This is a genomic window from Sandaracinus amylolyticus, assembly GCF_000737325.1.
GTDB classification, from domain to species: Bacteria; Myxococcota_A; Polyangia; order Polyangiales; family Sandaracinaceae; genus Sandaracinus; species Sandaracinus amylolyticus.
In genome coordinates this window covers 2,993,174-3,015,119 of sequence record NZ_CP011125.1, presented here as the reverse complement: position 1 = coordinate 3,015,119, position 21,946 = coordinate 2,993,174, and the positions used below count along the sequence as shown (strand labels likewise).

The following is a 21,946-nucleotide window of genomic DNA, read 5'->3' as shown; positions in this document are numbered from 1 at the left end:
GTGCAAGCTCGAAGCGCGGCCGTCAGGCCGCCGCGAGCTTCGGCACGAAGGGCGTGCGCGTGCGCGCCACGCTGATCATGGCGCCGAGAAGCTTGCGCATCGAAGCGATGATCGCGAGCTTCTTCGGCTTTCCGGCGGCCACGAGGCGCTGGTAGAACGCCTTGAGCCACGGGTTGTGGGTCACGGCCCGCAGCGTCGGCATCCAGAGCTTGGCGCGCAGGTCGGCGTCGCCCATCGCGCAGGCGTGGCCTCGCAGCGGCTGGCGTTTGCCCGAGTGGTTCACGAGCGGAGCGACGCCGACGTACGCCGCGAGCGCGGCGGCGCTCTTGAAGCCGTCGAAGTCGATCGAGGCGATCATGCGCGCCGCAGTGTTGTCTCCGATGCCGTCGATGGTCGTCAGCAGCTTGCCGACCTCATGCCGATCCAGGCTCTGGCTGATGTCTTCGTCGAGCTTCTTGATGCGCGCCCGGAGCGTCGCGATGTCCTCGCACGCGTAGCGGATCTGCAGCTCGTAGGGCGTGCCCTGGTGCCGGCCCACGCTGGTCTTGGCGGCCTCGCAGAGCGCCTTTGCGAGCTCGAGACCGATGACGTGACGCCCGTCGTACTTCAGCTCGGCCAGGACCTTCGGGTCAGCTGCTCGGAACTTCTCGGCGGTCGGGCACACGACGAGCAGCGTAGTGGCCTTGGCCGATGCCACGTCGCGCACGTGGTCGGTGAGCTCCGGGAAGCTCAGGTCCAGCGCGCGATGGACCTGTCGCGCGCGGTCACCGAGGTCCTGCACCAGCCGGTCGCGCAGACGCATCAGCTCCCGCAGCTCGAGCGTCGCTGCATCGGGCATCGGCGTCGCGGCAGGCCGCTTCTGCTGCGCGAACCGCGCGATGCCGAGCGCATCCAGCGCGTCCGTCTTCGCGCGGCGCAGGTCCTCAGCCGCGAACCGCGACGTGCGCGTCGGGTTCAGCAGCGCGATCTGGAAGCCCGCCGCGTGGAGGAACGCGAACAGGTTCTGCCAGTAGTGCCCGGTCGCCTCCATCGCGACGAATGCGTCTGCCGCCTCACCGAGCATCGAGCGCAGTCGCTCGTAGCCCGATGCGTCCTCGGAGAACGGTATTGGCTTGCGCAGCGGCTTGCCCGTCTCGTCCACGATGGCGACGACGTGCTTCTCCGAACCGATGTCGATCGCGTGCCCGGGAGCCTCGGAGCCGAGCTTCGTGCCCATGCTTGTCCATGCGAGGACGGTGGACGAGCCACGCCTCTGGATACCGTTCGAGCAAAGAAACTCGGTCGAGGGCGCCAATCTCACTCACGGGGACGTTGCCCCAAGCGATGCCCGGCGACCCTCTCCCGAAACCGCGTGGCGGCCTGCTATCACGAACCAGCCGCCGATGACTGGGGTAGATACAAGCGAGCCCGCGCTCAGGCGAGCCCTTCGGCCTCGAGCGCCGCCTTCACCGCCGGGCGCGACGACACACGCTCGAGGTACGCGGGCAGCTCGCCGGGCAACGCACCGCTGTCGAAGCGCTGGAACGCGCGCAGCGCGTAGAGGAGATAGCCGTCGGCGATCGTGAAGCGATCGCCCATGAGGTACGGCTTCGAGCCGAGGCTCCGCGCGACGAGCTCGAGACGCGATCGCACCTTCGCCTTCACCGCCTGCTTCAGCTCGTCCGACGCTTGCGGCATGAAGAGCGGTGAGAGCCCTTTGTGCAGCTCGGTCGCGATGAAGACGAGCCACTCCTGCAGGCGCACGCGCTCCAGCGTGCCCGGCGGCGGCGCGAGGCCGAGCTCGGGCTTCTGGTCCGCGATGTACTGCACGATCGCGACGCCCTCGGTGAGCAGCTGTCCGTCGTCGAGCACCACCGCGGGCACGTAGCCCTTCGGGCTCACGTCGACGAATTCGCCGCCGGTCTCGAGGCGCTTGCCGCGCATGAAGTCGACGCGCACGAGCTCGAACGGGAGGCCCGCTTCGCGCAGCGCGACGTGTGGCGAGAGCGAGCAGGCACCGGGCGCGTAGTAGAGCTTGATCATCGTGTCGGTCCTCCTGGTCACGGGTGGTTCCCGTTTGTGACCGACGCTACTCTCGTGACCGTCGGATCGGCCCGCAAGGAGGCACATTCATGTCACCGAGGCACAAACCGCCGTCGCACGAGCCGTTCTCGAGCGAGGCGTGCCCCGCCATGCGCGACGTGCTCGATCGCATCGGCGACAAGTGGAGCGTGCTCGTCGTCGCGATGCTCGGGATCGAGCGCATGCGCTTCAACGAGCTGAAGCGATCCATCGACGGGATCTCGCAGCGCATGCTGACGCTCACGCTGAAGGCGCTCGAGCGCGACGGGCTCGTGACGCGCACCGCGTACCCGACGATCCCGCCGCGCGTCGAGTACGAGCTCACCGAGCTCGGCCGCACGCTGCTCGCGCCGATCACTGCGCTCGCGGCGTGGGCGCGGCAGAACCGCGATGCCGTCGAGGAGGCACGCGACAAGTACGACGCGAAGCTCGCGCGCCGCGCGCGATCGGCCCGCGCCGCGGAGGAGCGGGCGGGCGCGACCGGTCGGGCGTGAACGTCGAGCTCAGCGCGGCGGGATCCGCGCGATGCGGTAGTAGCCGAGCGGACCGTCCTCGATGGTGCGCGCGTGCCGCTCGAGCACGCCCTGCGGCAGCGGCGTCACGTGGAACGCGTCGAGCCACGCGCGCAGCGCCGGCGCGAGCGGGCCGCGCAGACCGCGCAGATCGCCGAAGTCGACGACCACGATCTCGCCGCGCGGCGACACCATCTCGCGCGCGTTCTCGATCGCGCGCTCGACGTCCTGGACCATCGAGAGCGTGTACGAGACGAGCACGCGATCGGGCGGCGCGCCGAGCAGCTCGCGGTAGTCCGCGTCCTCGGCGAAGCCCTCCTCGAGGAGCGCCCACGGGCATCGCGCGCGTGCGCGCTCGAGCATCGCGCTCGAGGCCTCGATCCCGCCGTAGAGCGCGACCGGGCGCTCCGCGTGGAGCTTGCGCAGGTTGCGTCCCGTTCCCGGCCCGATCTCGACGAGCCGGTTCCACGGCTCGCGCAGCAGCTGCGCGGTCACGACGTCGCGACCGAGCAGGTAGTAGCGGCGCGTGACGTCGTACACGTCGCGCGCCCAGCCGTAGTACGCGTCGAGGAAGCGCTTGTGCTCGTCGCGCGAGACCGGCGAGACGATCTCCATCAGTGCGCCACCTGGTAGAAGCGCACCGCGCGGTACTGGCGCGAGCGGTCGGCCTGCGTCGCGTGCTCGGTGCGATCACGCAGCGGGACGAAGCGGCGCTGATAGCCGAGACGCGTCGCCATGCACTCGTCCTCGACGGATCGATAGAGGACGATCGCGCCGTCCTCGCTGGTGCGCAGGATCTCGTCGAGCAGCCGGCGCTGGGTGCGCTCGGGCATCCAGTCGGGCGCGTCGCACAGCGTGTAGTGCGTGTACGCGCGCTGCGGCGAGCGCTCGAGCACGTCGAAGAGGTTCGCGCGGTGGTAGCGCACGTCGGTGCTCGCCTCGATCGAGCGTGCGTGACGATCCGGACGAAGGTACGGAGGCACCGCGTCGGTCGTGCGCTCGTGATCGAAGTGCCCCGCGATCGCCCACCAGACGAACCAGTTCGTCGCGACGTCGGTGCGCGCGAGCCGCCGCAGGTGATCGAGCACGAACGCCGCGAGATCGGGCTGGTCCTCGGTCGCGAGGATGCGGTCGCGCTGCGAGAAGTTGATGCCCAGCGCGACGAGCTGCGCGGGCGACGCGAAGTACGCGCGCGCGAGCGGGCTCTGCAGCACCGGGGCGATGTGCTCGTCCACCGCGGCGACGCGCGCGTCGGGCGAGAGGCGCATCGCCCAGCGCAGCCACTCCGCGTCGAGCCCGGTGAAGCGGCGGAACGCGCCGAGCATCACGGCGGTGAGCCCCTCGCGGTACACGCTGCGCTCGAAGCGCCCGTGGTGGCGCGACCAGTAGCGCTGCATCCACGAAGGCATCGCGCGCGCGAGCGTCGCGATCGTGCGCTCCGGATCGGGCTGCCAGCCGCGCCCGCAGAGATCGTAGAAGCGCGAGTACGAGCGCATCGACTTCGCGGCGGTGCACTTCAGCGCGGTGAGCGCGAGGTGGTGCGGGTTGATGTCGACCGCGTCGATCGAGCGCGGATCGCGGCTCAACATCCCCGCGACGCCGCACCCCGCGCCGGTGATCGAGAGCACGCGCGAGCGCTCGTCGACCCCGAGGTGCGTCTCGTCGACCTCCGCGTCCTCGAAGAGGATGTTGTAGACGAACAGGCGCTGGAACGTGTGCTCGAACGCGACGTCGCGGAGCTGCATGCGGGCTCTCCTCTCTCCTGGACTTCGAAGAGCTATCGCCCGCGCGTGAATCGCGGATGGCGCGGAGGTGAATCGCGAATGGAGCGTGCGTGAGGATCACGCCTCGAGCGGCCAGTACACGCGCAGCAGCGTGCGCGCGGGGCAGTCGTCGAGCTCGAGCACCACACGATCGCCGCCGACGTCGCGGTGACAACGCAGCGGCGTCTCTTGTCCGGTCGCGAGATCGGTCGTGCTCGCGAACGCGCTGTTCGCATGGGCGCCGAGGCCCTCGAGCACCAGCCGCGATCGTCGCGCGCGATAGCGGTTCATCAGGCCGATCCACTCGAAGGGCGAGCTCGCGGCGCCGCGCACGCGCGTGGCCTCGTCGAGGCTCCGACACACGCCGCCGTCGACGCGGTACCTCGTCAGCGCGCCGAGCCCGAGCTCGAGCTGCGCCGGCGTCGCGCGCACCGGCGCCGCGCGATCGAGCGGCTCGAGGAGCGCACCGCGCGCGCCTTCGATGGTCTCGACGTAGCGCCGCGGGCCCCGCCCGTTCGGCTCGACGCGGCGCTCGCACTCGTAGTCCCAGCGCCGCGCGCCGAAGCGTCGCGCGTTCATCAGGCGCACCCGCGACTCGTTCGCGATCAGCTTCGGCCCGCTGTGCGGCTCCGCGCCTTCGATCGGGTGGAGGCGCCACTTCGCGCCCTCGCGCGACGCCCAGACCAATGGGCGATACGCGGTCTCGCCCGCCGAGCGTCCCTTCCACCCGAACGACACCGCCTCGATCGTGATCGCGTCGCCTTCGAGCTCGATCACGTTGAACGACGGCCACAGGCGCGCCGTGTCGCGCGGCGAGGTCGGGCTCCAGCGCTGCGCGGTCCCCGCGCTCCCTGCCGACACGAGCAGCACGTCGCCCTGCCGCGCCTCGGTCGCGTCGAGCTTGCGTGCGGTCGCGTAGTGCTTGTGCCCGTGCAGCACGAGCACGGCGCGTCGCAGATCGTGCAGCGTCGAGAGCGCGGTGCCCGCGCCGAGCGCGGTCATCGTGAGCTCCTCGCGATCGGCATGCGCGACGAGCACCGGCAGCACGCGATGAAGCATCCAGCACAGCGCGGGGTGCATGCGGTGTGTCTCGATCGGGCCGACGTCGGTGAGCGGCGTCGGCACGAGGTGGTGGTGCAACAAGAAGAGCAGCGGCCAGTCGGGCTCGGCGTCTCCGATCTGCGCGGCCGCGTGCAGCAGATCCTCGTGGCGCACCACGCCGCCGGCGCTGAGCCAGCCGTGCGGGAGGTACGTCGAGTCGTACGCGATCGCCCAGAGGGGCTGCGCGTGGAACGCGGGCGGGACCACCTTCGCGAGGAACGGCGTGTCGCAGCCGTGGATCAACATGCGCGCGCCGAGCGCCTCGCGGACCGCGCGGAAGAGCGACTCGTCGTGCGGCCCGAAGAGCCCGATGCGCCGGCGATCGTGGTTGCCGGGCACGACGATCGTCGGCACGTCGTCGCCCAGCGCGCGCGTGATGCACTTGTGGAGCGCCTCGAGCTCGCGCACCGCGACGCGCGGATCGATCGTCGCGCTGTCGAACACGTCACCGGTGATCGCGATCAGATCGACGCGGCGGCCACGACGCGCGCGCTCCTTCTCGAGCGCTGTGATCAACGATGCGAGGATCGCGTCCTGCTCGCGCGGCTCGCCGAGCAGGTGGAGATCCGAGAGGTGCAGGATCAGCGTCACGCGCTGCACTCTCCGCGCGTCGCGCGGCGCACGCGCATCACGCCGGTGACGAGCGGCGCACGGGTTCGTCACGGACCCGCTCGGTTGCGCCGGGAGGCCTGCTCACTCGGGCGAGAGTCCCTCCTCGATGCGATCCTCGCCGCGCTGGCGATCCTCGGTCAGCTGATCGAGGCGCTGATCGCGCTCCTGCGAGAGCGCCTCGAGCCGCTGATCGCGACGGCGCTCGATCGTGTCCTCCATGCGGACGCGCTCGCGCGCGAGCTCTTCTTCGAGCTCGGCCTCGCGCCGCGCCCGGAGCTGCTCGATGCGCTGATCGATCTCGCCGATCTGCACCTCGCTGTCCTCGGCGACCTGCTGCTCGCGCGCCTCGTAGCGCTGCTGGAGCCGCGCGCGCCGCTCGTCCATGCGACGCTCGAACGCGTTCTCCGCCTCCGAGTCACACGCGGCGCACGAGAACGCCCCGATGAGCGCGAGCACGATTCCGACGCGGGACATGGTGCGACCTCCGGCGAGGAAGAACGCATGCGCCATGCCGCGGCACTCGGATCGGAAACAGAATCTCTGAGGAGAGCAGGAAGTCAGGAAAGCAGGAGATTGCAGCGTCGATGTCCTCCCCTCTCCTGACTTCCTGCACTCTTTAGAGGAATTCTCTCCTCAGAACTGCGCCGTGACGTTCGCCGCGACGTCGATCTGCGTGAGGCTCTCGATGCGGAAACGCTGGCCCGGCAGGTCGATCACCGCGCGATGGTGCGGGTTGATGATCCCGCTGCGGCACGTTCCCCTGCGGCCGGGATCGTCGCTGCTCGCGTTCGGATTGCACGCATCCGCTTGGGTCAGCCCGTACGACGGCGAGTGGAAGATCGCGGTCGTGATGCCGAAGCGCACGTAGCGCGCGGCCTGCAGCTCCAGCGTGATCTGACCACCGAGGCGCGCGTGCGCCTGTGTGTCGGTGAGCCCCGTGAAGTCGACCTGCTCGTAGCCCGCGGCCTGGCACGTCGCGCCGCCGGTCACGCCCTCGCACGCCGGGCTCGTCAGGTACGGGTTCGTCGACGAGCCGAGCGCGTCGAAGAGCGGCGAGTAGTCGCGCCCTTCGCTCACGTAGTCGCCCGTGAAGCGCAGGTCGATCGAGAAGCGCTGCCAGTGCTGGCGATCCTCCCACGGGATGATCGCGACGCCGGCCGTGAGGCGGCCCTGGATCGGCGGGCGCTGGTTGATGTAGCCCGCGAGGTTGCCGCCCTGCGTGAAGAGGTCCGCCGCGTTGCCCGGGAACTCGATCTGGAACGCGAGACCTGCGTACGGCTCGACGTAACGATCGCGCCACGAGCCGCGCGTCTCGAAGCGCAGCGCGTTCGTGCCGCGCGAGATCCCCGGCTCGCTCCCGCCGCCCTGGCACACGACGTCGCCGCCGGCGCGACGGCACGCGCGCATCGGCTCGTCGATGTTGAAGCGGCCCTCGAGCATGATCAGCCACGTCGGCACGTGGGGATCGCGCTGCTGGTTCAGGATCGACCACGCGAGCCCGACGCTCACCCAGTCGAGCCCCGAGCGCGTCGGCGAGCGGAAGCCCTCGCCGGCGGGCACGTCGAAGAGCGGCATCGGCGCGGAGCTGCGATCGAGCAGCACGGACGAGGGATCGTCGTTCCCGATGCGGCTCAGCGAGCGATCGTCGCTGAGGATCAGCGGCAGTCGCCCGTAGAGCGCGAGGTCGCGGAAGATGCCGACGTCGAGCCCGAAGACGAGCTGGTTGACCTCGCGCGAGTAGTCGGCGACGTCGAGCCACTCGCGCGATCGGCGATCCTCGGGATCGCCCATCCCCGGCTCGCGCTGGATGCGTCCGAGCTCCCACGTGCGCACGTAGCCGATCGAGATGTCGAGATCGAACGGGTCGTGATCGTCGAACGCGTCGATCACGTCGACGAACGCGGCCGGCTCGCGCATCAGCACGAGCTCGTCGTCGTCGGCCATCGCGCGTGTCGGCACGAGCAGCGCTGGACCTGCCGCGAAGAGCACCGAGGCGAGGGCCACGATCCGTGTGATCACGCGCATTTCGCGGGCGAGGATAGGCAGTGCGGATTCGCAGCGTCAACGGGGCCCACGCGTTGCTCCTGCCCTGCACGCGCGGCAGGCTCGCCGGCCCATGACCCGGCCTCAGGTGCGCCTCGGAGACGCGATTTCCCTCGAGACCCTCGACCTCGTCGCGCGCGGCGATGCGACGGTGGTGCTGACCGACGAGGTGCGCGCCCGCATCGATCGTGCGCGCGCCGCGGTCGATCGCCTCGCCGATGGCGGTGATCGCGCGCCCAACGTCTACGGCGTGAACACCGGGTTCGGCGCGCTCGCCGAGACGCGCATCGCGCACGATCAGATCCGCGCGCTCCAGCGCAACCTGGTGCGCAGCCATGCGTGCGGTGTGGGCCCGCTGCTCCCGCGCGAGGCGGTGCGCGCGATGATGTTCCTGCGCGCGCAGACGATCGCGATGGGCAACTCGGGCGCGCGCGCGAAGATCGTCGATCTCGTGATCGCGATGCTCGAGCGCGGCGTGCATCCGTGCATCCCCTCGCAGGGCTCGGTGGGCGCGTCGGGCGATCTCGCGCCGCTCGCGCACTTGGCGCTGGTGCTGATCGGCGAGGGCGAGGCCGAGCACCAGGGCGCGATCATGCCGGGCCACGAGGCGCTCGCCGCGGCGGGCCTCACGCCCGTCGAGCTCGAGGCGAAAGAAGGCCTCGCGATGATCAACGGCACGCAGCTGATCACCGCGATCGGCGCGCTCGCCGTGCTCCGCGGAGAGCGCCTCTGCACGAACGCCGACGTGGTCGGCGCGATGTCGCTCGAGGCGCTCAAGGGCACCGGTCGCCCCTTCGATCCGCGCGTGCAGCAGGTCCGCCCGCACCCCGGCCAGGCGACGACCGCCGCGAACCTCCGCGCGCTCCTCGAGGGCAGCGCGATCATGGAGAGCCACCGCGACTGCGGGAAGGTGCAGGACCCCTACTCGCTCCGCTGCATGCCGCAGATCCACGGCGCGACGCGCGACGCGCTCGCGTGGGCGCGCCAGGTGATCGAGCGCGAGATCGTCGCGTCGGTCGACAACCCGCTGGTGTTCGTCGACGAGCGCGGCGAGGCCGACTTCGTGAGCGGCGGGAACTTCCACGGCCAGCCGCTCGCCATCGCGCTCGACACCGCGGCGATCGCGATCGCGGAGCTCGCGAACTGCGCGGAGCGCCGCCTCGAGCAGCTCGTGAACCCCGCGATGTCGAGCGGGCTGCCGCCCTTCCTCGCGCCGCGCAGCGGGCTCGACTCGGGCTTCATGATGGCGCAGGTGACCGCGGCCGCGCTGGTCAGCGAGAACAAGGTCCTCTGCCATCCCTCGAGCGTCGACTCGATCCCGAGCAGCGCCGGCAAGGAAGACCACGTCTCGATGGGCAGCATCTCCGCGCGCAAGTGCATGCAGGTCGCGGAGCACGTGCGCACGGTGCTCGCGATCGAGGCGATGGTCGCGGCGCAGGGCCTCGATCTGCGGCTTCCGCTCGAGCCCGGCGTCGGCGTGCGCGCGGCGCACGTCGCGCTGCGCGAGCACGTGCCCACGCTCGTCGAGGATCGCGTGCTGCACCCGGACATCCTCCGCTGCTGCGAGCTCGTCGATCGCGGCGTGCTCGTGACGGCGGCCGAGCGCGTCGTCGGTCGGCTGAGCTAAGACTGCGCGATGCAGGTCGACATCCGCGATGCTCGCTTCGTCGCGAGCGCGATGCGGCAGGATCAGCTCCCGCCGCCCGCGTTCGCCGAGATCGCGTTCGCCGGTCGATCGAACGTCGGCAAGAGCAGCCTGATCAACCAACTCGTGGTGCGCCGCAAGCTCGTGCGCACCAGCTCGACGCCCGGCGCCACGCGCGGATTGCTCCTCTTCCGCACCGCGCTCGCGATCCAGCGCGCGGGCAAGGAGCCGCAGCTCGCGACGCTCGATCTCGTCGATCTGCCCGGCTACGGGTTCGCGAAGCGCAGCAAGATCGAGCGCCGCTCGTGGGGCCCGATGATCGAGGGCTACCTCGAGAACCGCGTCGGGCTGCGCGCGGTCGTGGTGATCGTCGACGTGCGACGCGGGCTCGAGGACGACGATCGACAGCTGCTCGAGTTCCTCGATCACATCCGGCGCCCGGCGGTGCTCGTCGCGACGAAGCTCGACAAGCTGCCCGCGAGCCAGCGCATGCTCGAGGTCGCGAAGATCAAAGCGAGCGCGGGACGTCCCGTGGTCGGCGTGAGCTCGGAGACCGGTGATGGTCGCGACCGGCTGTGGTCGCGACTCATCGCCGCGGCCGGGATCGCGCCCGCCGACGTCACGCCCTCGAGCTGATCCGCTCCGGCTCGCTTCTCACCGCGCGGGCGTTGCTCCTCGTGAGCGCGCTCACCCGCGCCCGTGGGGCGTTCTTGATCTGCGCGCGCTAGGCGCTGAAAGTTCGACTTCCAACTTTCAGGAGCCGCGATGCCCCGCTCTCTCCCGGCGCTCTTGCTCGTCGTCGCCGTCGCATGCGCCCCCGAAGACGACGCGTGTGCCGCCGCGCCGTTCGCGTCGCCGGGGCCCTTCGTGGCGGGCGTCACGACGCTCGACGTCGACGGGCTCGCGGTCGAGGTCTGGTACCCCGCGGAGAGCGAGGCGGGCACGCCGCGCGACGTCTACGACCTGCGCGATCACCTGCCGTCGGAGCTCGCGCCCGCGATCCCCGACGACGCGCCGACCACGTTCACCACGCCGGCGCATCGCGACGTGCCGGTCGCGAGCGGTCCGTTCCCGGTCGTCTACTTCAGCCATGGCCTCGGCGGATATCGCCGGCAGTCGTCGGCGATCACGGCGCACCTCGCGTCGTGGGGCTTCGTCGTCGCGGCGCCCGAGCACGCGGAGCGAAACCTCGCGACGGTGCTGCGCGTCGCGATGGGCACCGAGGGCGCGTCGATCAGCGACGACGCGTACGCGCAGATCCTCGCGGCGCACGCGCACCTCGCGAGCGAAGCGCGCTTCGCGGGCGCGCTCGATCTCTCGCGCGTCGCGGTGATGGGCCACTCGGCGGGCGGCGGCGCGGTGCAGGCGCTCGTCGATCGCTCACCGCTCGAGGCGGACGCGTGGATCGGGATGGCGACCGTCGCCGCGCCGCAGGCGTCGACGGTGCCCGGCCTGTTGCTCGGCGGCAGCCTCGATCAGCTCGCGACCGTCGCGTCGATGGACGAGCTCTTCGATCACGAGATCGTCGCGTCGCCGGCGCGCCTCGTGCGCATCGAGGGCGCCGGGCACCTCGCCTTCAGCGACATCTGCGTGATCGGCCGCGAGCGCGGCGGCGTGCTCGCGATCGCGCAGGACGCAGGGCTCGAGATCGACGAGCTCGTCGTGACGCTCGCGACCGACGGATGTCAGCCGCAGGCGCTGCCCGCCGAAGACGCGTGGCCGATCGTCGGGCACTACGCCGTCGCGCATCTGCGCGACGCGCTCGGCGTGAGCACGCCCGCGACGCCGATCACCGGGCTCGAGCCGGACGCCGCGACGTGCTTCGGCGCGCGCATCGGTCGCAACGACGCGCGCTGAGGAGCGCGCATGGGAGGGAATGATGGAGAAGGTCGCGCTCGCGTGGCTGTGCTCGCTCGCGCTCGTCGCGTGCGGTGGTGATGACGACGGCGACGGCACCGCCGGATTCGACGCGGGTCGGAGCGGGATCGACGCGCAGGTCGCTCCAGGCGTGGACTCGGGCACGCAGCCCGATGCGTACGTCGCGCCCGGCACCGATGCGGGCGGCGCGGACGCGTACGTCCCGCCCGGCACCGACGCCGGTGGCGGCGGCGGAGACGAGCGTGATCCGCGCCTCGAGACCGATCCCGATCCGGGCCAGGTCGGCTGCGGGTCGATGACGTGCAACGTGCCCGCGCAGACGTGCTGCACGCAGCTCTCGGGACAGACCTGCGTCGCGCCGTCCTCGTGCAGCGGAGGCCTCGCCGCGCCCGGCAACTGCGACGGCCCCGAGGACTGCAGCGACGGTCAGCTCTGCTGCGCGCCGAGCGGCTTCGCCGATCTCACGACCGGCACCACGTGCGCGGCGTCGTGCGGCTCGCGCCACGCGATGTGCCAGACGGACGCGGACTGCAGCGGCGGCGCGACGTGCCACACGTGTCGTCCGCCGGGCGGCATGGGCGGCGTCGTCGGCCTCTGCAACACCGGCGCGAGCTGCCCCGGCTCGTACACGTCGCTGTGATCACGATGCGCGCGTCGATCACGATCGCGCTCGTCCTCGTCGCGTGCGAGGCCGAGGTCGCGCCGGCGCTCGACGCCGGGCTCGAGGTGCGCCCCGGCGAAGGCATCGGCCCGGTGCACGTCGGCATGCGCTACGCGGACGTGCGCGAGGCGCTCGGCCCGCTCGAGGGCGCGTTCACCAGTGAGCGTGTCGCGTTCGGTCGCTACACGTCGCTCGGGCTCGAGGTCGTCCTCGTCTCGAGCGAGGACGCGAGCGTCAGCGACGACGCGATCGTGATCGGCGTGGGCGCGCTGCAGAGCGAAGGCTTCGTCGGACCGGTGGTGCCCGGGATGCGGCGCGACGCGCTCGTCGCCGCGTACGGCGAGCCGGACGACGAAGCGGGCGAGACCGCCCTCTATCGCGAGGGGTTCGGCGTCGAGCACGACGGCGACGTGGTGTCGAAGGTCGGCGTCTTCCGGCCCTACACGCACGAGCCGACGCCCCCCGCGATGGCGCGCGCGACGGGGACGCGATGACGCGCATCGTCCTCTTCGTCGCGGTCGTCGCGATCGCGAGCGACGCGCGCGCCGACATCGAGATCGACGGCGAGCGCGTGGAGGTCGTCGACATGCACCTCCACCCCGGGCACTACGCGAACATGGCGATCGAGGGTCGCCGCTTCATCGGCGCGAGCCTGCCGCCTTTCGCGCGGCTGTACGCGCCCGCGCTGATCGAGGTGCTGCTCGATCCCTACGCCGAGCACGTCGGCATCCGCGCGGAGACCGAGATGGCGGGGGTCGATCACGCGGTGCTCTTCGCGGTGTACGCCTCGCGCTCCACCGGCTTCTACACGAACGACGAGCTCGAGCGCGTGCTCGCGGACGAGCGCAACGCGGGCTGGGCGTGGGGCATGGCCAGCATCGACTACGAAGGGTTCCTCGACGACGGCATCGCGCAGCAGCGCCTCGACGCGCTCGCCTCGTACTTCGAGCAGCGCCGCGATCTGTTCGTCGGCATCAAGCTCGCGCACGCGCACCAGGCCGTGACCTTCGACGACGCGCGCTACCTGGGCGTGTACGACGTCGCGGCGCGCTTCGGCGTCCCGGTGCTGCTCCACACCGGGCTCAGCCCGTTCCCCGGCACGCAGACCGATCCGGCGTACTACGACCCCGAGGGGCTCGAAGCGGTCGTCACCGCGTACGACGGCGCGCACGGCGCGCCGCGCGTCGACTTCGTCCTCTCGCACGTGGGCCAGGGCGATCCGCGCGCGGTCGAGCACGCGCTCGCGCTCGCCGAAGCGCACGAGAACGTGTGGCTCGAGATCAGCGCGCTGAATCGGCCCTTCTTGCTCGATGACGACGGCGAGCCGATCGCGAGCACCGAGCCGCAGTACCCGAGCGTGCTCCGCCGCATCCTCGAGCGCGGCCTCGTCGAGCGCACGCTCTTCGCGACCGACGGCCCGCAGTTCTCGGGGATGGTGCGCAGCTACGTGCAGCGCATCGCGCTGGGCATGCGCGAGGCCGGGTACTCGCTCGACCAGATCCGCCGCGTGATGAGCGGGACCTTCTACCGGCTGTACCTGCAGAGCGAGTGAGGAGACGACGATGACGACGAGGACGATGCTCGCGCTCGTGTTCGTGCTGAGCGCGTGCGACGAGCGCGCCACCACGACGGCCGACGCCGGAGACGACGCGCGTGCGTCGTCGACGCGCGGCACGATCGCGGGGACGATCACCTACGACGGCAGCGGCGCCGGTCGCCTCACGGTGGGCGTGTGGCCCCAGACGCCGCCCGCCGGACCACCGAGCGAGATCTTCGTGCGCGACGATCCGACGTTCCCGATCGACTACGAGCTCCGCGGGCTCGCCGCGGGCACGTACTACCTCGGCGTCGTGCTCGACATCGGCGCGAACCACCCGACGATCCCCGGCGCCGAAGATCCGCGGAGCTTCCCGACGGACGGGATCGTCGTGGAGGGCGACACGCACGACGTCGACGTCGAGCTCGTCGACCCCGAGTGACGAGGCTTTACGTCCTCGCGAGGCGACGCCATCATCGCGCGCGAAAGCGAGACGTCGAACCGTCGATGGACGAAGAGTCGGAGCTCGAAGGCGGGCGCAGCGTGAAGGTCAGCGCGCTCGCGAAGATGTCGGGTGTCCCGGCGGCGACGATCAAGCACTACGTGCGCGAAGGCCTGCTCCCCGAGCCGTCGCGGACCAGCAAGAACATGGCGTACTACGACGTGTCACTGGTCCCTCGGATCAAGAAGATCAAGGAGCTCCAGCGCACGAGGTTCCTCCCGCTCAAGGTGATCAAGTCGATCCTCGACGAGTCCGAGCTGGAGAGCGAGGACGAGACCGTCGGCGCGACGATCGCGCGCGTGCTCGAGCAGACGGCGCCGACCGAGCGCCGCACGCGCGAGGAGCTCATCGCGTCGGGCATGCCCGAGGAGCAGCTCGTGTGGCTGCGCGGCGCGGGGCTGATCACGCCGCAGCCCGACTCGAAGCGCGAGGTCTACGCGGGCGACGACCTCGAGCTGCTGCGGGTGCTCGGCGCGTCGCGCAAGGCGGGGATCACCGCGGAGATGCTCCCGGTCACGATCCTCGGCGAGTACGCGCAGGCGCTGCGCACGCTCGTCGAGATCGAGGTGCGCATGTTCCGCGAAGGCGTCATGCCGCGCGCGGGAGACGATCTGCCCGCGCTCACCGAGGCCGCGACGACGCTCTCGGAGCGCCTCGTCATCGTGCTGCGACGCCGCATGCTCGTCCCGACGATGCGCGCCCTCGCCGAGCAAGCGAAGCGCTCACGCAGCGCGCCGCCGCCCGCTCCCAAGAAGCGCACCCCGCGCCGCAAGGCCGAGTGAACGACACGCGCGCGCCGCCCGAGACGCGCATCCGTCGACACGCCGCTCGAGACGTCGCCAGCCGAGTCGCTCTGCCCCGCTCGAGACGCCCGCCCGCCGAGTCGCCCGAGACGCCCGCCAGCCGAGTCCGCCTCAGCGCCGACACGCCCGCCAGCCGAGTCCGCCTCAGCGCACGAGACGCCCGCCAGCCGACACGCGCCTCACCGCCTGAGACGCAAGGGGGCGTAGGGGCCCCCGCGCCAGCGCAGAGCGGCCGGGGGTCGAGAGGGGGGCGGAGCCCCCCCAGGAAATTCAGTGCGTCGCGGTCGACGCGTGGCCCGAGTCCGCGAGGAACCGCGAGCGACCGCGGCCCTGCAGGTACGAGCGCATCGTCGTCGGCACGCGCAGCATCCACGCGTGCAGCTGCGGGCGCACGAGCCCGCCGAGGATCCCTTCGTCGACCGCCGCGAGGATCCCCCACGTCACGAGCGTGCGCCCGGGATCGCCCGGCCACTCGCTCAGCGTCATGAAGCCTCGCGCCGAGCGCACGTCGTTGGGCCGCGTCGCGTCGAGATCGAACGTCAGATCGTGCCGTCCGTCGGCGAAGCGCAGGCGCAGATGATAGGCCGCGCGAATCAGCCCGTACGCGTGCTCGATCCGGATCACGCCCTCGTGCTCGCCGCGCGAGACGACCGACACCGACTCGACCTGCGGCAGCAGGTTCCGGTAGTTCGCGGGGTCGCGCACCGCACGCCAGACCTCGGTGAGCGGACGATCGACCGTCTGGAAGCTCGTCCCGCCGAAGTGCACGAGGTTCCCGCGCTGCTCCACGCGACGCCGCGCGATCAATCGCCCCGCCGCGAGCACCGAGCGCTCGGCGTCCGAGAACCCGCGATCCTGTGCGCCGATGGTCTGCGCGGTGGAGAGCGGCAACAGCACGCCGAGGGCGCAGGCGAGGGCCGCGATCACGGCCGCGCGGCGAGCGAGACGCATCGACGGAGAACGATGCTGGATCACCCGCGACGACGCCAGGACTTAAATGCCCACGACCTGGGCCCCTCAGCGGCAGACGGCGACCTGCCGCTGCGCGCGTCCGGGCTCGAGCACGAGCGGCAGCGCGAAGTCGACGTAGCCGCTCGGAGCGTCGAACGCGAGCTCGAGCGCCGCGCGCGACAGACACGCCCGCAATGCGGCGTCCCCGGTCGAGTCCTCCATCACGCAGGCGTCGCTCACCCGACCGTCGGGCGCGATGCGCACCGCGAGCGCGACACGACCGCCCGCCGCGCCCGGACCGCTGCTCGTCCCGACGCACAGCTCGGCGCTCGACTGCAGCGGCGCGAGCGCGGCGCGGATCGACGACGCGGGCAGATCCCCGAGCGCCGCGTCCTCGGTGAGCTCGGGGAGCCCGTCGGGGCAGAGCTGTCCGCGCTCCGCCGTTCCGTCGACCGCGGGCGGCGCGTCGGGCAGGCGCGTGCCCGCCGCGAGCGGCACCGCGAGCGTGATGCGCCCCGCGAGCGACGCCGGCAGCGCCTCCAGCAACGCGACGAGCGTGGTCAGCGGCACGCGCGCCTCCGCGGTCACCACGACGAGATCGAACGCGCTCCAGTCGGTGTGCTCGACGACCCACGCCACGCGCGACGCATCGCGCTCGCCGCCCGGCTGATCGCTGCGCCGCGTGTAGACGCCCTCCGGCGTGACGAAGAGCGCGAGCGCCGTCCCGCGCGTCGGCGGCAGCGTCGTGCTCGTCGCGACGAGACCCATCTGCGCCGCGCCCGTGCCGTAGCTGCCGTAGCGGGTCAGCACGCGCACCGGGCCCGGATCGTTCGCGAGCCGCGCGTCGAGATCGCCCTCGGGCTCCGCGAGCGGGCGCACCGCGACGGCGAGATCCGCGCGCAGCTCGAAGCCGCTCGGCGTCACGCCGATCAGACACGCCGCGTCCGACTCCTGATCGCGCCGGTCGTCGAGCGTGCGCGCGGCCGCGACGAGATCGGCGAACGTCGCGTCACGCGCGAGCGTGCGCGGCGACGTCGGCACGGTGCTCGCGCGGTGCTCGCGAGGCTGCGGCGCGTCGGGCGTCCTCGTCGACGTCGCGGGCGGCGCACCGCCACATGCAGCGAGGATCAGGACGAGCGCGAGGTGATGGGCACGCACGCGCCGAGCGTAGTCCGTTTTCTTGCGCCGTCGCGCTCGCGCGCAGTACCCCGGGTCGCGATGCGTCGCAGTGCCGCCGTGCTCCTCGCGATCGCGATCGCGCTCCTCGCGACGGTCGCGCGCGCCACGCCCGGCGATCACGACGATCCCCGCCCGCGACGCGCGCGGCGCGCGACGCCGTCCACGTCAGTCGGCCTTCCTTTCCGCGGGCGCCTCCGCCACGGCGTGCTGCTCCGCGAGTCCGAGCACGTGCGCTACGCGGGCGAGTACCGCGAGGGCGGGCGCTTCTACGGCACCGACGAGCTCGTCCAGCTCATCGAGCGCGCCGCAGCGCGCGTCTCGCAGCGCCTCCCCGGCGCGCGCCTCTCGGTCGGCGAGCTCTCCGCGCGACAGGGAGGTCGCGTCAGCGGGCATCGCTCGCACCAGAACGGGCGCGACGTCGACATCGCGTTCTACATGATCGATCGCGACGGTCGCCCTTACGACCCGTGGGGCTTCGCCGCGTTCGATCGCCACGGCAACGGCATGCCGCCGAACGAGGCGCTGCGCTTCGACGACGCGCGCAACTGGGAGCTCGTCGCGCGCCTCGTCTCGGATCCCGATGCGCGCGTGCAGTACGTCTTCGTCGCCGACACGCTGCGCCGTCGCCTGCTCGCGACCGCGCGCCGCCGCCGCGCGCCGGCGTCGATCGTCGCGCGCGCCGAGCAGCTCCTCGTGCAGCCCTCGCACGGGCACCCGCACCGCAACCACTTCCACGTGCGCATCTACTGCCCGCCCGCGGATCGCCCGAGCTGCGAGGACCGCGAGCCCTTCCACGCGTGGTACCCGGGCACGCCGCCGCGCACCGAGCACGCGAGCGCCGAAGACGCCGGCGACTGACGCCCCCGGCTCAGTCGAGCGGTACGCCCGTCTCCGGCAGACCGTCCGCGTAGCGGCGGGTCCCCTGGGGCGATCGCACGATCAGCTCCTCCAGACCCGCGATCGACCGCATGCGATCGACGCCTCGCGGCGCGCAGCTCATCGCGCACGGGTCGCGATCGACGATCAGCTCCGCCGAGCCCGTGGTCCGCCCGCCCGTCGCACCTTGCCGGGGATCGCCCGCGCCCGGCGTGCCCGGCTCTCGCATGCGCAGCACCGACAGCTGCTCCAGCGCGTCACCCTCGGCGTGACAGTGGGTCGGGCCCGCGCCGCGGTAGCGCGTCGCGTCCTCGCCGTACGTCCGCGTGAGCGGCGGCGGGCACGTTCCCTCCTCGACCGCGCGCGCGCGGTACGGCTGCGCGCCGCCCGTCCGACCGTTCAGCCCCGTGATCTCGTCCTCGCCGGGCGTGGTCAGGATCGCGACCGTGTGCCCGTCGTTCGGAACGAGCGTGCGCGGCGGCAGCCCACAGTCCTCACGCCGCTGCTGGAGCCGCGCCCAGTCCTGCTCCGCGAGCCGACAGCGCGCGCGATCGATCTCGACGCTCTCGGGGATGGCTCCCGGCCAGCCGAAGAGCTGACAAGCCCGCGTCGTGCCGGCCTCCTCGCGCCACTCGTTCCCCACGCTCGTCGTCGTCGCGTCACACGCCGTCAGCACGCCCTCGACGCGCGCGCTGTTCGCCGATCCGACCACGTAGTAGCCGCTGCACGCGCCCTCCTCCTGCGTGTACGCGCGCGTCGCGAACTCCTCGAGCGCGTCGGTCGGCACGAGCCCGTCGAGCGTCGTCGAGCACGACGGCGTGCCGCCGGGATCGTCCCACGGGCGCCGGCACAGCGTCCGACCGCGGTACTCGCACGAGCAGAGGTGGCGGTCGATCGAGCGGAGCGCCCAGCCCGTGCACGCTTCGCCGTCTCGCAGCCCGAGGATCTCGTGGCCGTCGGTCGGTCGCTCCACCAGGCCGTTCGCGAGGACCGGGCCGATCTGCGCGTTCGTCTCGGGACACTCGCTCGGATCGAACGGCCGATCGCCGCTCTGCGTCGGATCGCTCGCGCACAGCATCCCGCGCGGAGGCTCCGTCCCGTCGCACACGCAGAGGCGGCGACACGGCTCGACGTTCCCCTGACAGGTCGCGTCTCCGGCGCACGCGCCCGTGCAGTCGCCGCCACCCGCCGCGCACGCATCGGGGCAGCTGCCCGCGCTCTCCTCGCCGGCGCACTCCGCGTCGGGCGCGGGTCCCGCTTCGCACGTCGGCCCCGTGCACGCGCCCGGCGCGTCGGAGCACGTCGAGCCGTCGGCGATCGCCCCGTAGCTGAAGTGCCGGACGGCCGCCGCCGCGACGCCGTCCTCGACGAACCCCGCGAAGTCGAACGACGTCTCGTCGCCCTCGCGCGACCACAGCAGCACGCTGCCCGGCGCGGCCGCCGGCGCTTCGAGCACGACGTGCACCGGCTCGGCGAACACCAGCCCCGAGGGCTCGAAGCGATACAGCGGCGAGCGGAGCGCGTACCGCTCGTCGGAGGGCGCGTCCTCCACGCTCACCGTGATCCGTGTCGCGCCCTCGAGCGCGCCCGCGGGGATCTCGAGCACGATGCCGTCGCCCTCGATGCGCCCGCCCTCGGCGCCGACGATCGCCGACGCGAGCACGGGCTCGCCAGGCGCGCACGATGGTCCACTGCCCAACGCGAGCACGATCGCCGCCGCGATTCTCCTCGTCGTCCCCATGTTCCCCCTCCGCCCGCGTGCGGGCCCGCCCACCTCGCGCAACTCCTGCGCGCCCGAACCGCCGCGCGCGCGCTCCGCACGGGACGCGCGCACCGGCGCAGGCAGTCCAGAGCAGGCGTCGTGCCGCCCAGCGCGCTGCGTCCGTGATCGCCGGGGCCGATCGGAGCGCGTAGGCTCTCGCGCGCATGCGCTTGCTCTTGCGGAACGCGACGATCATCGACGGCACCGGCGCCGAGGCCGAGGCGGGCGACGTCCTGCTCGAAGACGATCACATCGCCGAGCTCGGCGCGACCACGCTCGCGCCCGACGAGGTGATCGACGCGCGCGGCCTCGTCGTCACGCCGGGCTTCATCGACGTGCACTCGCACTCCGACTTCACGCTGCCCGGCGATCCCGAGGCGCGCGCGAAGGTGATGCAGGGCGTGACCAGCGAGGTCGTCGGCAACTGCGGCCTCGGCCTCTTCCCGTCGAACGAGACGGTCGAGCGCTTCTACGCGCTGCTCTCGCCGATGCTCTTCGGCGAGCCGGGAGGCGGGTGCTTCCGCGACATCGACGCGTACCGCGCGCGCCTCGAGGAGCGCGGCGTGAGCGTCAACGTCGTGCCGCTCGTCCCGCACGGCAACGTGCGCTGCCAGGCGATGGGGCTCGCCGAGCGCGCCGCGCGCCCCGACGAGATCGCCCGCATGCGCGACAGCGTCGACACGAACATGCGGCAGGGCGCGTTCGGGCTCTCGACCGGGCTCGTCTACGCGCCGGGCGCGTTCGCCGACACCGAGGAGATCGTCGAGCTCGCGAAGGTGAGCGCGGCGCACGGCGGCATCTACGCGTCGCACATGCGCGACGAGGGATCGCGCCTCGTGCAGTCGGTCGAGGAGACGCTGCGCATCGGGCGCGAGGCGAAGATCCCGGTGCAGATCTCGCATCACAAGGCGGCCGATCGCTGGAACTGGGGCAAGGTCGAGACGACGCTCGCGATGGTCGATCGCGCGCGCGCCGAGGGCCTCGACGTGCACAGCGACGTCTACCCGTACACCGCGGGATCGACGGTGCTGAGCGCGATGTTCCTGCCGCTCTGGGCGTTCGAGGGCTCGCAGGATCGACTGCTCGAGCGGCTGCGCGATCCGAAGGTGCGCGAGCAGATCGTCGAGGGCAGCAAGGAGCGCATGATGAAGCTCGCGACGCTGCCGGGCGTGCTCGATCGCATCGTGCCGAAGCGCTTGATCCTGCCCTTCGTGCTCTTCGAGCTGAGCCGCCTCGTCGTGGTGAGCTCGCTGAAGAACCAGCAGCAGTACGAGGGCATGACGCTGCGCGAGATCGCGAAGGCGCGGAAGCAGAAGCTCTACGACATGCTGCTCGACCTGCTGGTCGAGGAGGAGCTCGCGATCGCGGCGATCGCGCACGTGATGAGCGAGGACGACGTGCAGCGCGTGATGGCGCACGACGCGACGATGATCGGCACCGACGGCTTCCCGCAGCGCGAGGGCAAGCCGCACCCGCGCGCGTTCGGCACGTACGCGCGGGTGATCGAGCACTACGTGCGCGAGCGGCGGCTCTTCGGGATCGAGACCGCGATCCACAAGATGACGGGCATGGTCGCGAAGAAGCTCGGCCTGCGCGATCGCGGCGTGCTGCGCGCGGGCGCGAAGGCGGACGTGGTGGTGCTCGACGCGGCGAGGGTGAAGGACCGCGCGACGTACGCGAGCCCGAAGAACCACCCCGAGGGCATCGTGCACGTGTTCGTCAACGGCGTGCACACGGTGAAGAACGGGAAGCACACGGGAGCGCGCGGCGGGCGCGTGCTGCATCGCGCGGGGTGACGACCGCGCGAGCACGAGCACTTCCGTCGACGCGACGACGGCGCGAGGCTCGGCGGCGCCGTTTCCGGAATGGAAACGACGAAATCCACGCTCCGGAACGCCATTTCCGACACGGAAACGACGGAGCGCGGCACGGCAAGCGCCATCTCCTTCAGCGCATCGGCGAAAACCGCACGAGAAACGCCATTTCCTTCAGCGCATCGGCGAAAACCGCACGAGAAACGCCGTTTCCTTCAGCGCAATGGCGAAAACCGCACGAGAAAC

General features: G+C 71.8%; 21 protein-coding genes. 11 read left to right on the top strand and 10 right to left on the bottom strand.

Annotated elements, in window-relative coordinates; genetic code table 11:
- Positions 1-22 precede the first annotated feature (22 nt).
- The gene (locus tag DB32_RS12620) at positions 23-1,216 is read right to left on the bottom strand and encodes an IS110 family RNA-guided transposase (RefSeq protein ID WP_053232678.1); all 1,194 of its coding nucleotides are present in this window, start codon (positions 1,214-1,216) and stop codon (positions 23-25) included.
- A gap of 197 nt (positions 1,217-1,413) precedes the next feature.
- Positions 1,414-2,043 (bottom strand): glutathione transferase GstA, encoded by a 630-nt coding sequence (gstA, locus tag DB32_RS12615; RefSeq protein ID WP_275935468.1) that lies wholly within the window; start codon positions 2,041-2,043, stop codon positions 1,414-1,416.
- A 68-nt stretch (positions 2,044-2,111) separates the two neighbouring features.
- Between gstA and DB32_RS12610 the strand changes: the two genes are divergently transcribed.
- Entirely contained in the window at positions 2,112-2,555 is a 444-nt protein-coding gene (locus tag DB32_RS12610; RefSeq protein WP_053232677.1) for a winged helix-turn-helix transcriptional regulator, read from the top strand.
- Positions 2,556-2,564: 9 nt separating this feature from the next.
- Here the strand turns inward: DB32_RS12610 and DB32_RS12605 are convergent, their stop codons facing one another.
- From DB32_RS12605 to DB32_RS12585, 5 genes are all read right to left on the bottom strand, one after another.
- Entirely contained in the window at positions 2,565-3,188 is a 624-nt protein-coding gene (locus DB32_RS12605) for a class I SAM-dependent methyltransferase (protein WP_053232676.1), read from the bottom strand.
- The gene (locus tag DB32_RS12600; RefSeq protein WP_053232675.1) at positions 3,188-4,318 is read right to left on the bottom strand and encodes a BtaA family protein; all 1,131 of its coding nucleotides are present in this window, start codon (positions 4,316-4,318) and stop codon (positions 3,188-3,190) included. Before DB32_RS12600 ends, DB32_RS12605 begins: the two co-directional genes overlap by 1 nt.
- 96 nt (positions 4,319-4,414) lie before the next feature.
- Positions 4,415-6,028 carry a metallophosphoesterase family protein gene (locus DB32_RS12595; protein ID WP_169791429.1) on the bottom strand — a complete coding sequence of 538 codons (1,614 nt, stop codon included), beginning with the start codon at positions 6,026-6,028 and terminating at the stop codon, positions 4,415-4,417.
- Between the two features lie 102 nt (positions 6,029-6,130).
- Complete coding sequence (locus DB32_RS12590) at positions 6,131-6,523, bottom strand: hypothetical protein (protein WP_157068995.1); 393 nt, start codon at positions 6,521-6,523, stop codon at positions 6,131-6,133.
- Positions 6,524-6,682: 159 nt separating this feature from the next.
- Complete coding sequence (locus DB32_RS12585; RefSeq protein WP_157068994.1) at positions 6,683-8,053, bottom strand: hypothetical protein; 1,371 nt, start codon at positions 8,051-8,053, stop codon at positions 6,683-6,685.
- Between the two features lie 112 nt (positions 8,054-8,165).
- Here DB32_RS12585 and hutH point away from each other — a divergent pair, with 112 nt between their 5' ends.
- The 8 genes from hutH (at position 8,166) to DB32_RS12545 (ending at position 15,097) form a co-directional block, all read left to right on the top strand.
- Positions 8,166-9,719, top strand: a complete 1,554-nt coding sequence (hutH, locus tag DB32_RS12580; protein ID WP_053232671.1) for a histidine ammonia-lyase — start codon at positions 8,166-8,168, stop codon at positions 9,717-9,719.
- A 9-nt stretch (positions 9,720-9,728) separates the two neighbouring features.
- Positions 9,729-10,373, top strand: coding sequence for a ribosome biogenesis GTP-binding protein YihA/YsxC (yihA, locus tag DB32_RS12575; RefSeq protein ID WP_053232670.1), 645 nt, complete (start codon positions 9,729-9,731; stop codon positions 10,371-10,373).
- 129 nt (positions 10,374-10,502) lie between these two features.
- Positions 10,503-11,594 (top strand): alpha/beta hydrolase family protein, encoded by a 1,092-nt coding sequence (locus tag DB32_RS12570; protein WP_083457345.1) that lies wholly within the window; start codon positions 10,503-10,505, stop codon positions 11,592-11,594.
- A gap of 22 nt (positions 11,595-11,616) precedes the next feature.
- Positions 11,617-12,255 (top strand): hypothetical protein, encoded by a 639-nt coding sequence (locus DB32_RS12565; RefSeq protein ID WP_053232668.1) that lies wholly within the window; start codon positions 11,617-11,619, stop codon positions 12,253-12,255.
- 5 nt (positions 12,256-12,260) lie between these two features.
- Positions 12,261-12,770 (top strand): hypothetical protein, encoded by a 510-nt coding sequence (locus DB32_RS12560; RefSeq protein ID WP_157068993.1) that lies wholly within the window; start codon positions 12,261-12,263, stop codon positions 12,768-12,770.
- Positions 12,767-13,828, top strand: coding sequence for an amidohydrolase family protein (locus tag DB32_RS12555; protein WP_053232666.1), 1,062 nt, complete (start codon positions 12,767-12,769; stop codon positions 13,826-13,828). Before DB32_RS12560 ends, DB32_RS12555 begins: the two co-directional genes overlap by 4 nt.
- Before the next feature lie 10 nt (positions 13,829-13,838).
- Positions 13,839-14,255 (top strand): hypothetical protein, encoded by a 417-nt coding sequence (locus tag DB32_RS12550; RefSeq protein ID WP_053232665.1) that lies wholly within the window; start codon positions 13,839-13,841, stop codon positions 14,253-14,255.
- Between the two features lie 65 nt (positions 14,256-14,320).
- Positions 14,321-15,097 carry a MerR family transcriptional regulator gene (locus DB32_RS12545; protein WP_053232664.1) on the top strand — a complete coding sequence of 259 codons (777 nt, stop codon included), beginning with the start codon at positions 14,321-14,323 and terminating at the stop codon, positions 15,095-15,097.
- 291 nt (positions 15,098-15,388) lie between these two features.
- Here the strand turns inward: DB32_RS12545 and DB32_RS12540 are convergent, their stop codons facing one another.
- Positions 15,389-16,069, bottom strand: coding sequence for an SRPBCC family protein (locus DB32_RS12540; RefSeq protein WP_053232663.1), 681 nt, complete (start codon positions 16,067-16,069; stop codon positions 15,389-15,391).
- A gap of 66 nt (positions 16,070-16,135) precedes the next feature.
- Positions 16,136-17,227, bottom strand: a complete 1,092-nt coding sequence (locus DB32_RS48160) for a hypothetical protein (protein ID WP_169791428.1) — start codon at positions 17,225-17,227, stop codon at positions 16,136-16,138.
- 60 nt (positions 17,228-17,287) lie between these two features.
- Here DB32_RS48160 and DB32_RS48155 point away from each other — a divergent pair, with 60 nt between their 5' ends.
- Positions 17,288-18,106 carry a penicillin-insensitive murein endopeptidase gene (locus tag DB32_RS48155; RefSeq protein WP_169791427.1) on the top strand — a complete coding sequence of 273 codons (819 nt, stop codon included), beginning with the start codon at positions 17,288-17,290 and terminating at the stop codon, positions 18,104-18,106.
- Between the two features lie 10 nt (positions 18,107-18,116).
- Here the strand turns inward: DB32_RS48155 and DB32_RS12525 are convergent, their stop codons facing one another.
- The gene (locus DB32_RS12525; RefSeq protein ID WP_083457343.1) at positions 18,117-19,865 is read right to left on the bottom strand and encodes a hypothetical protein; all 1,749 of its coding nucleotides are present in this window, start codon (positions 19,863-19,865) and stop codon (positions 18,117-18,119) included.
- A gap of 185 nt (positions 19,866-20,050) precedes the next feature.
- On the opposite strand from DB32_RS12525, the gene DB32_RS12520 reads away from it, so the two are divergent.
- Positions 20,051-21,682: an N-acyl-D-amino-acid deacylase family protein gene (locus tag DB32_RS12520; protein ID WP_053232659.1), complete on the top strand. Its 1,632-nt coding sequence runs from the start codon at positions 20,051-20,053 to the stop codon at positions 21,680-21,682.
- The last annotated feature ends 264 nt before the right edge of the window (positions 21,683-21,946 follow it).

Bases quoted from the DNA above. Each gene is read 5' to 3' on its own strand.
- DB32_RS12620 (WP_053232678.1), bottom strand. From the start codon at position 1,216: ATGGGCACGAAGCTCGGCTCCGAGGCTCCCGGGCACGCGATCGACATC.
- DB32_RS12610 (WP_053232677.1), top strand. From the start codon at position 2,112: ATGTCACCGAGGCACAAACCGCCGTCGCACGAGCCGTTCTCGAGCGAG.
- DB32_RS12605 (WP_053232676.1), bottom strand. From the start codon at position 3,188: ATGGAGATCGTCTCGCCGGTCTCGCGCGACGAGCACAAGCGCTTCCTC.
- DB32_RS12600 (WP_053232675.1), bottom strand. From the start codon at position 4,318: ATGCAGCTCCGCGACGTCGCGTTCGAGCACACGTTCCAGCGCCTGTTC.
- DB32_RS12590 (WP_157068995.1), bottom strand. From the start codon at position 6,523: ATGTCCCGCGTCGGAATCGTGCTCGCGCTCATCGGGGCGTTCTCGTGC.
- hutH (WP_053232671.1), top strand. From the start codon at position 8,166: ATGACCCGGCCTCAGGTGCGCCTCGGAGACGCGATTTCCCTCGAGACC.
- yihA (WP_053232670.1), top strand. From the start codon at position 9,729: ATGCAGGTCGACATCCGCGATGCTCGCTTCGTCGCGAGCGCGATGCGG.
- DB32_RS12570 (WP_083457345.1), top strand. From the start codon at position 10,503: ATGCCCCGCTCTCTCCCGGCGCTCTTGCTCGTCGTCGCCGTCGCATGC.
- DB32_RS12565 (WP_053232668.1), top strand. From the start codon at position 11,617: ATGGAGAAGGTCGCGCTCGCGTGGCTGTGCTCGCTCGCGCTCGTCGCG.
- DB32_RS12560 (WP_157068993.1), top strand. From the start codon at position 12,261: ATGCGCGCGTCGATCACGATCGCGCTCGTCCTCGTCGCGTGCGAGGCC.
- DB32_RS12555 (WP_053232666.1), top strand. From the start codon at position 12,767: ATGACGCGCATCGTCCTCTTCGTCGCGGTCGTCGCGATCGCGAGCGAC.
- DB32_RS12550 (WP_053232665.1), top strand. From the start codon at position 13,839: ATGACGACGAGGACGATGCTCGCGCTCGTGTTCGTGCTGAGCGCGTGC.
- DB32_RS12545 (WP_053232664.1), top strand. From the start codon at position 14,321: ATGGACGAAGAGTCGGAGCTCGAAGGCGGGCGCAGCGTGAAGGTCAGC.
- DB32_RS12540 (WP_053232663.1), bottom strand. From the start codon at position 16,069: ATGCGTCTCGCTCGCCGCGCGGCCGTGATCGCGGCCCTCGCCTGCGCC.
- DB32_RS48155 (WP_169791427.1), top strand. From the start codon at position 17,288: ATGCGTCGCAGTGCCGCCGTGCTCCTCGCGATCGCGATCGCGCTCCTC.
- DB32_RS12525 (WP_083457343.1), bottom strand. From the start codon at position 19,865: ATGGGGACGACGAGGAGAATCGCGGCGGCGATCGTGCTCGCGTTGGGC.
- DB32_RS12520 (WP_053232659.1), top strand. From the start codon at position 20,051: ATGCGCTTGCTCTTGCGGAACGCGACGATCATCGACGGCACCGGCGCC.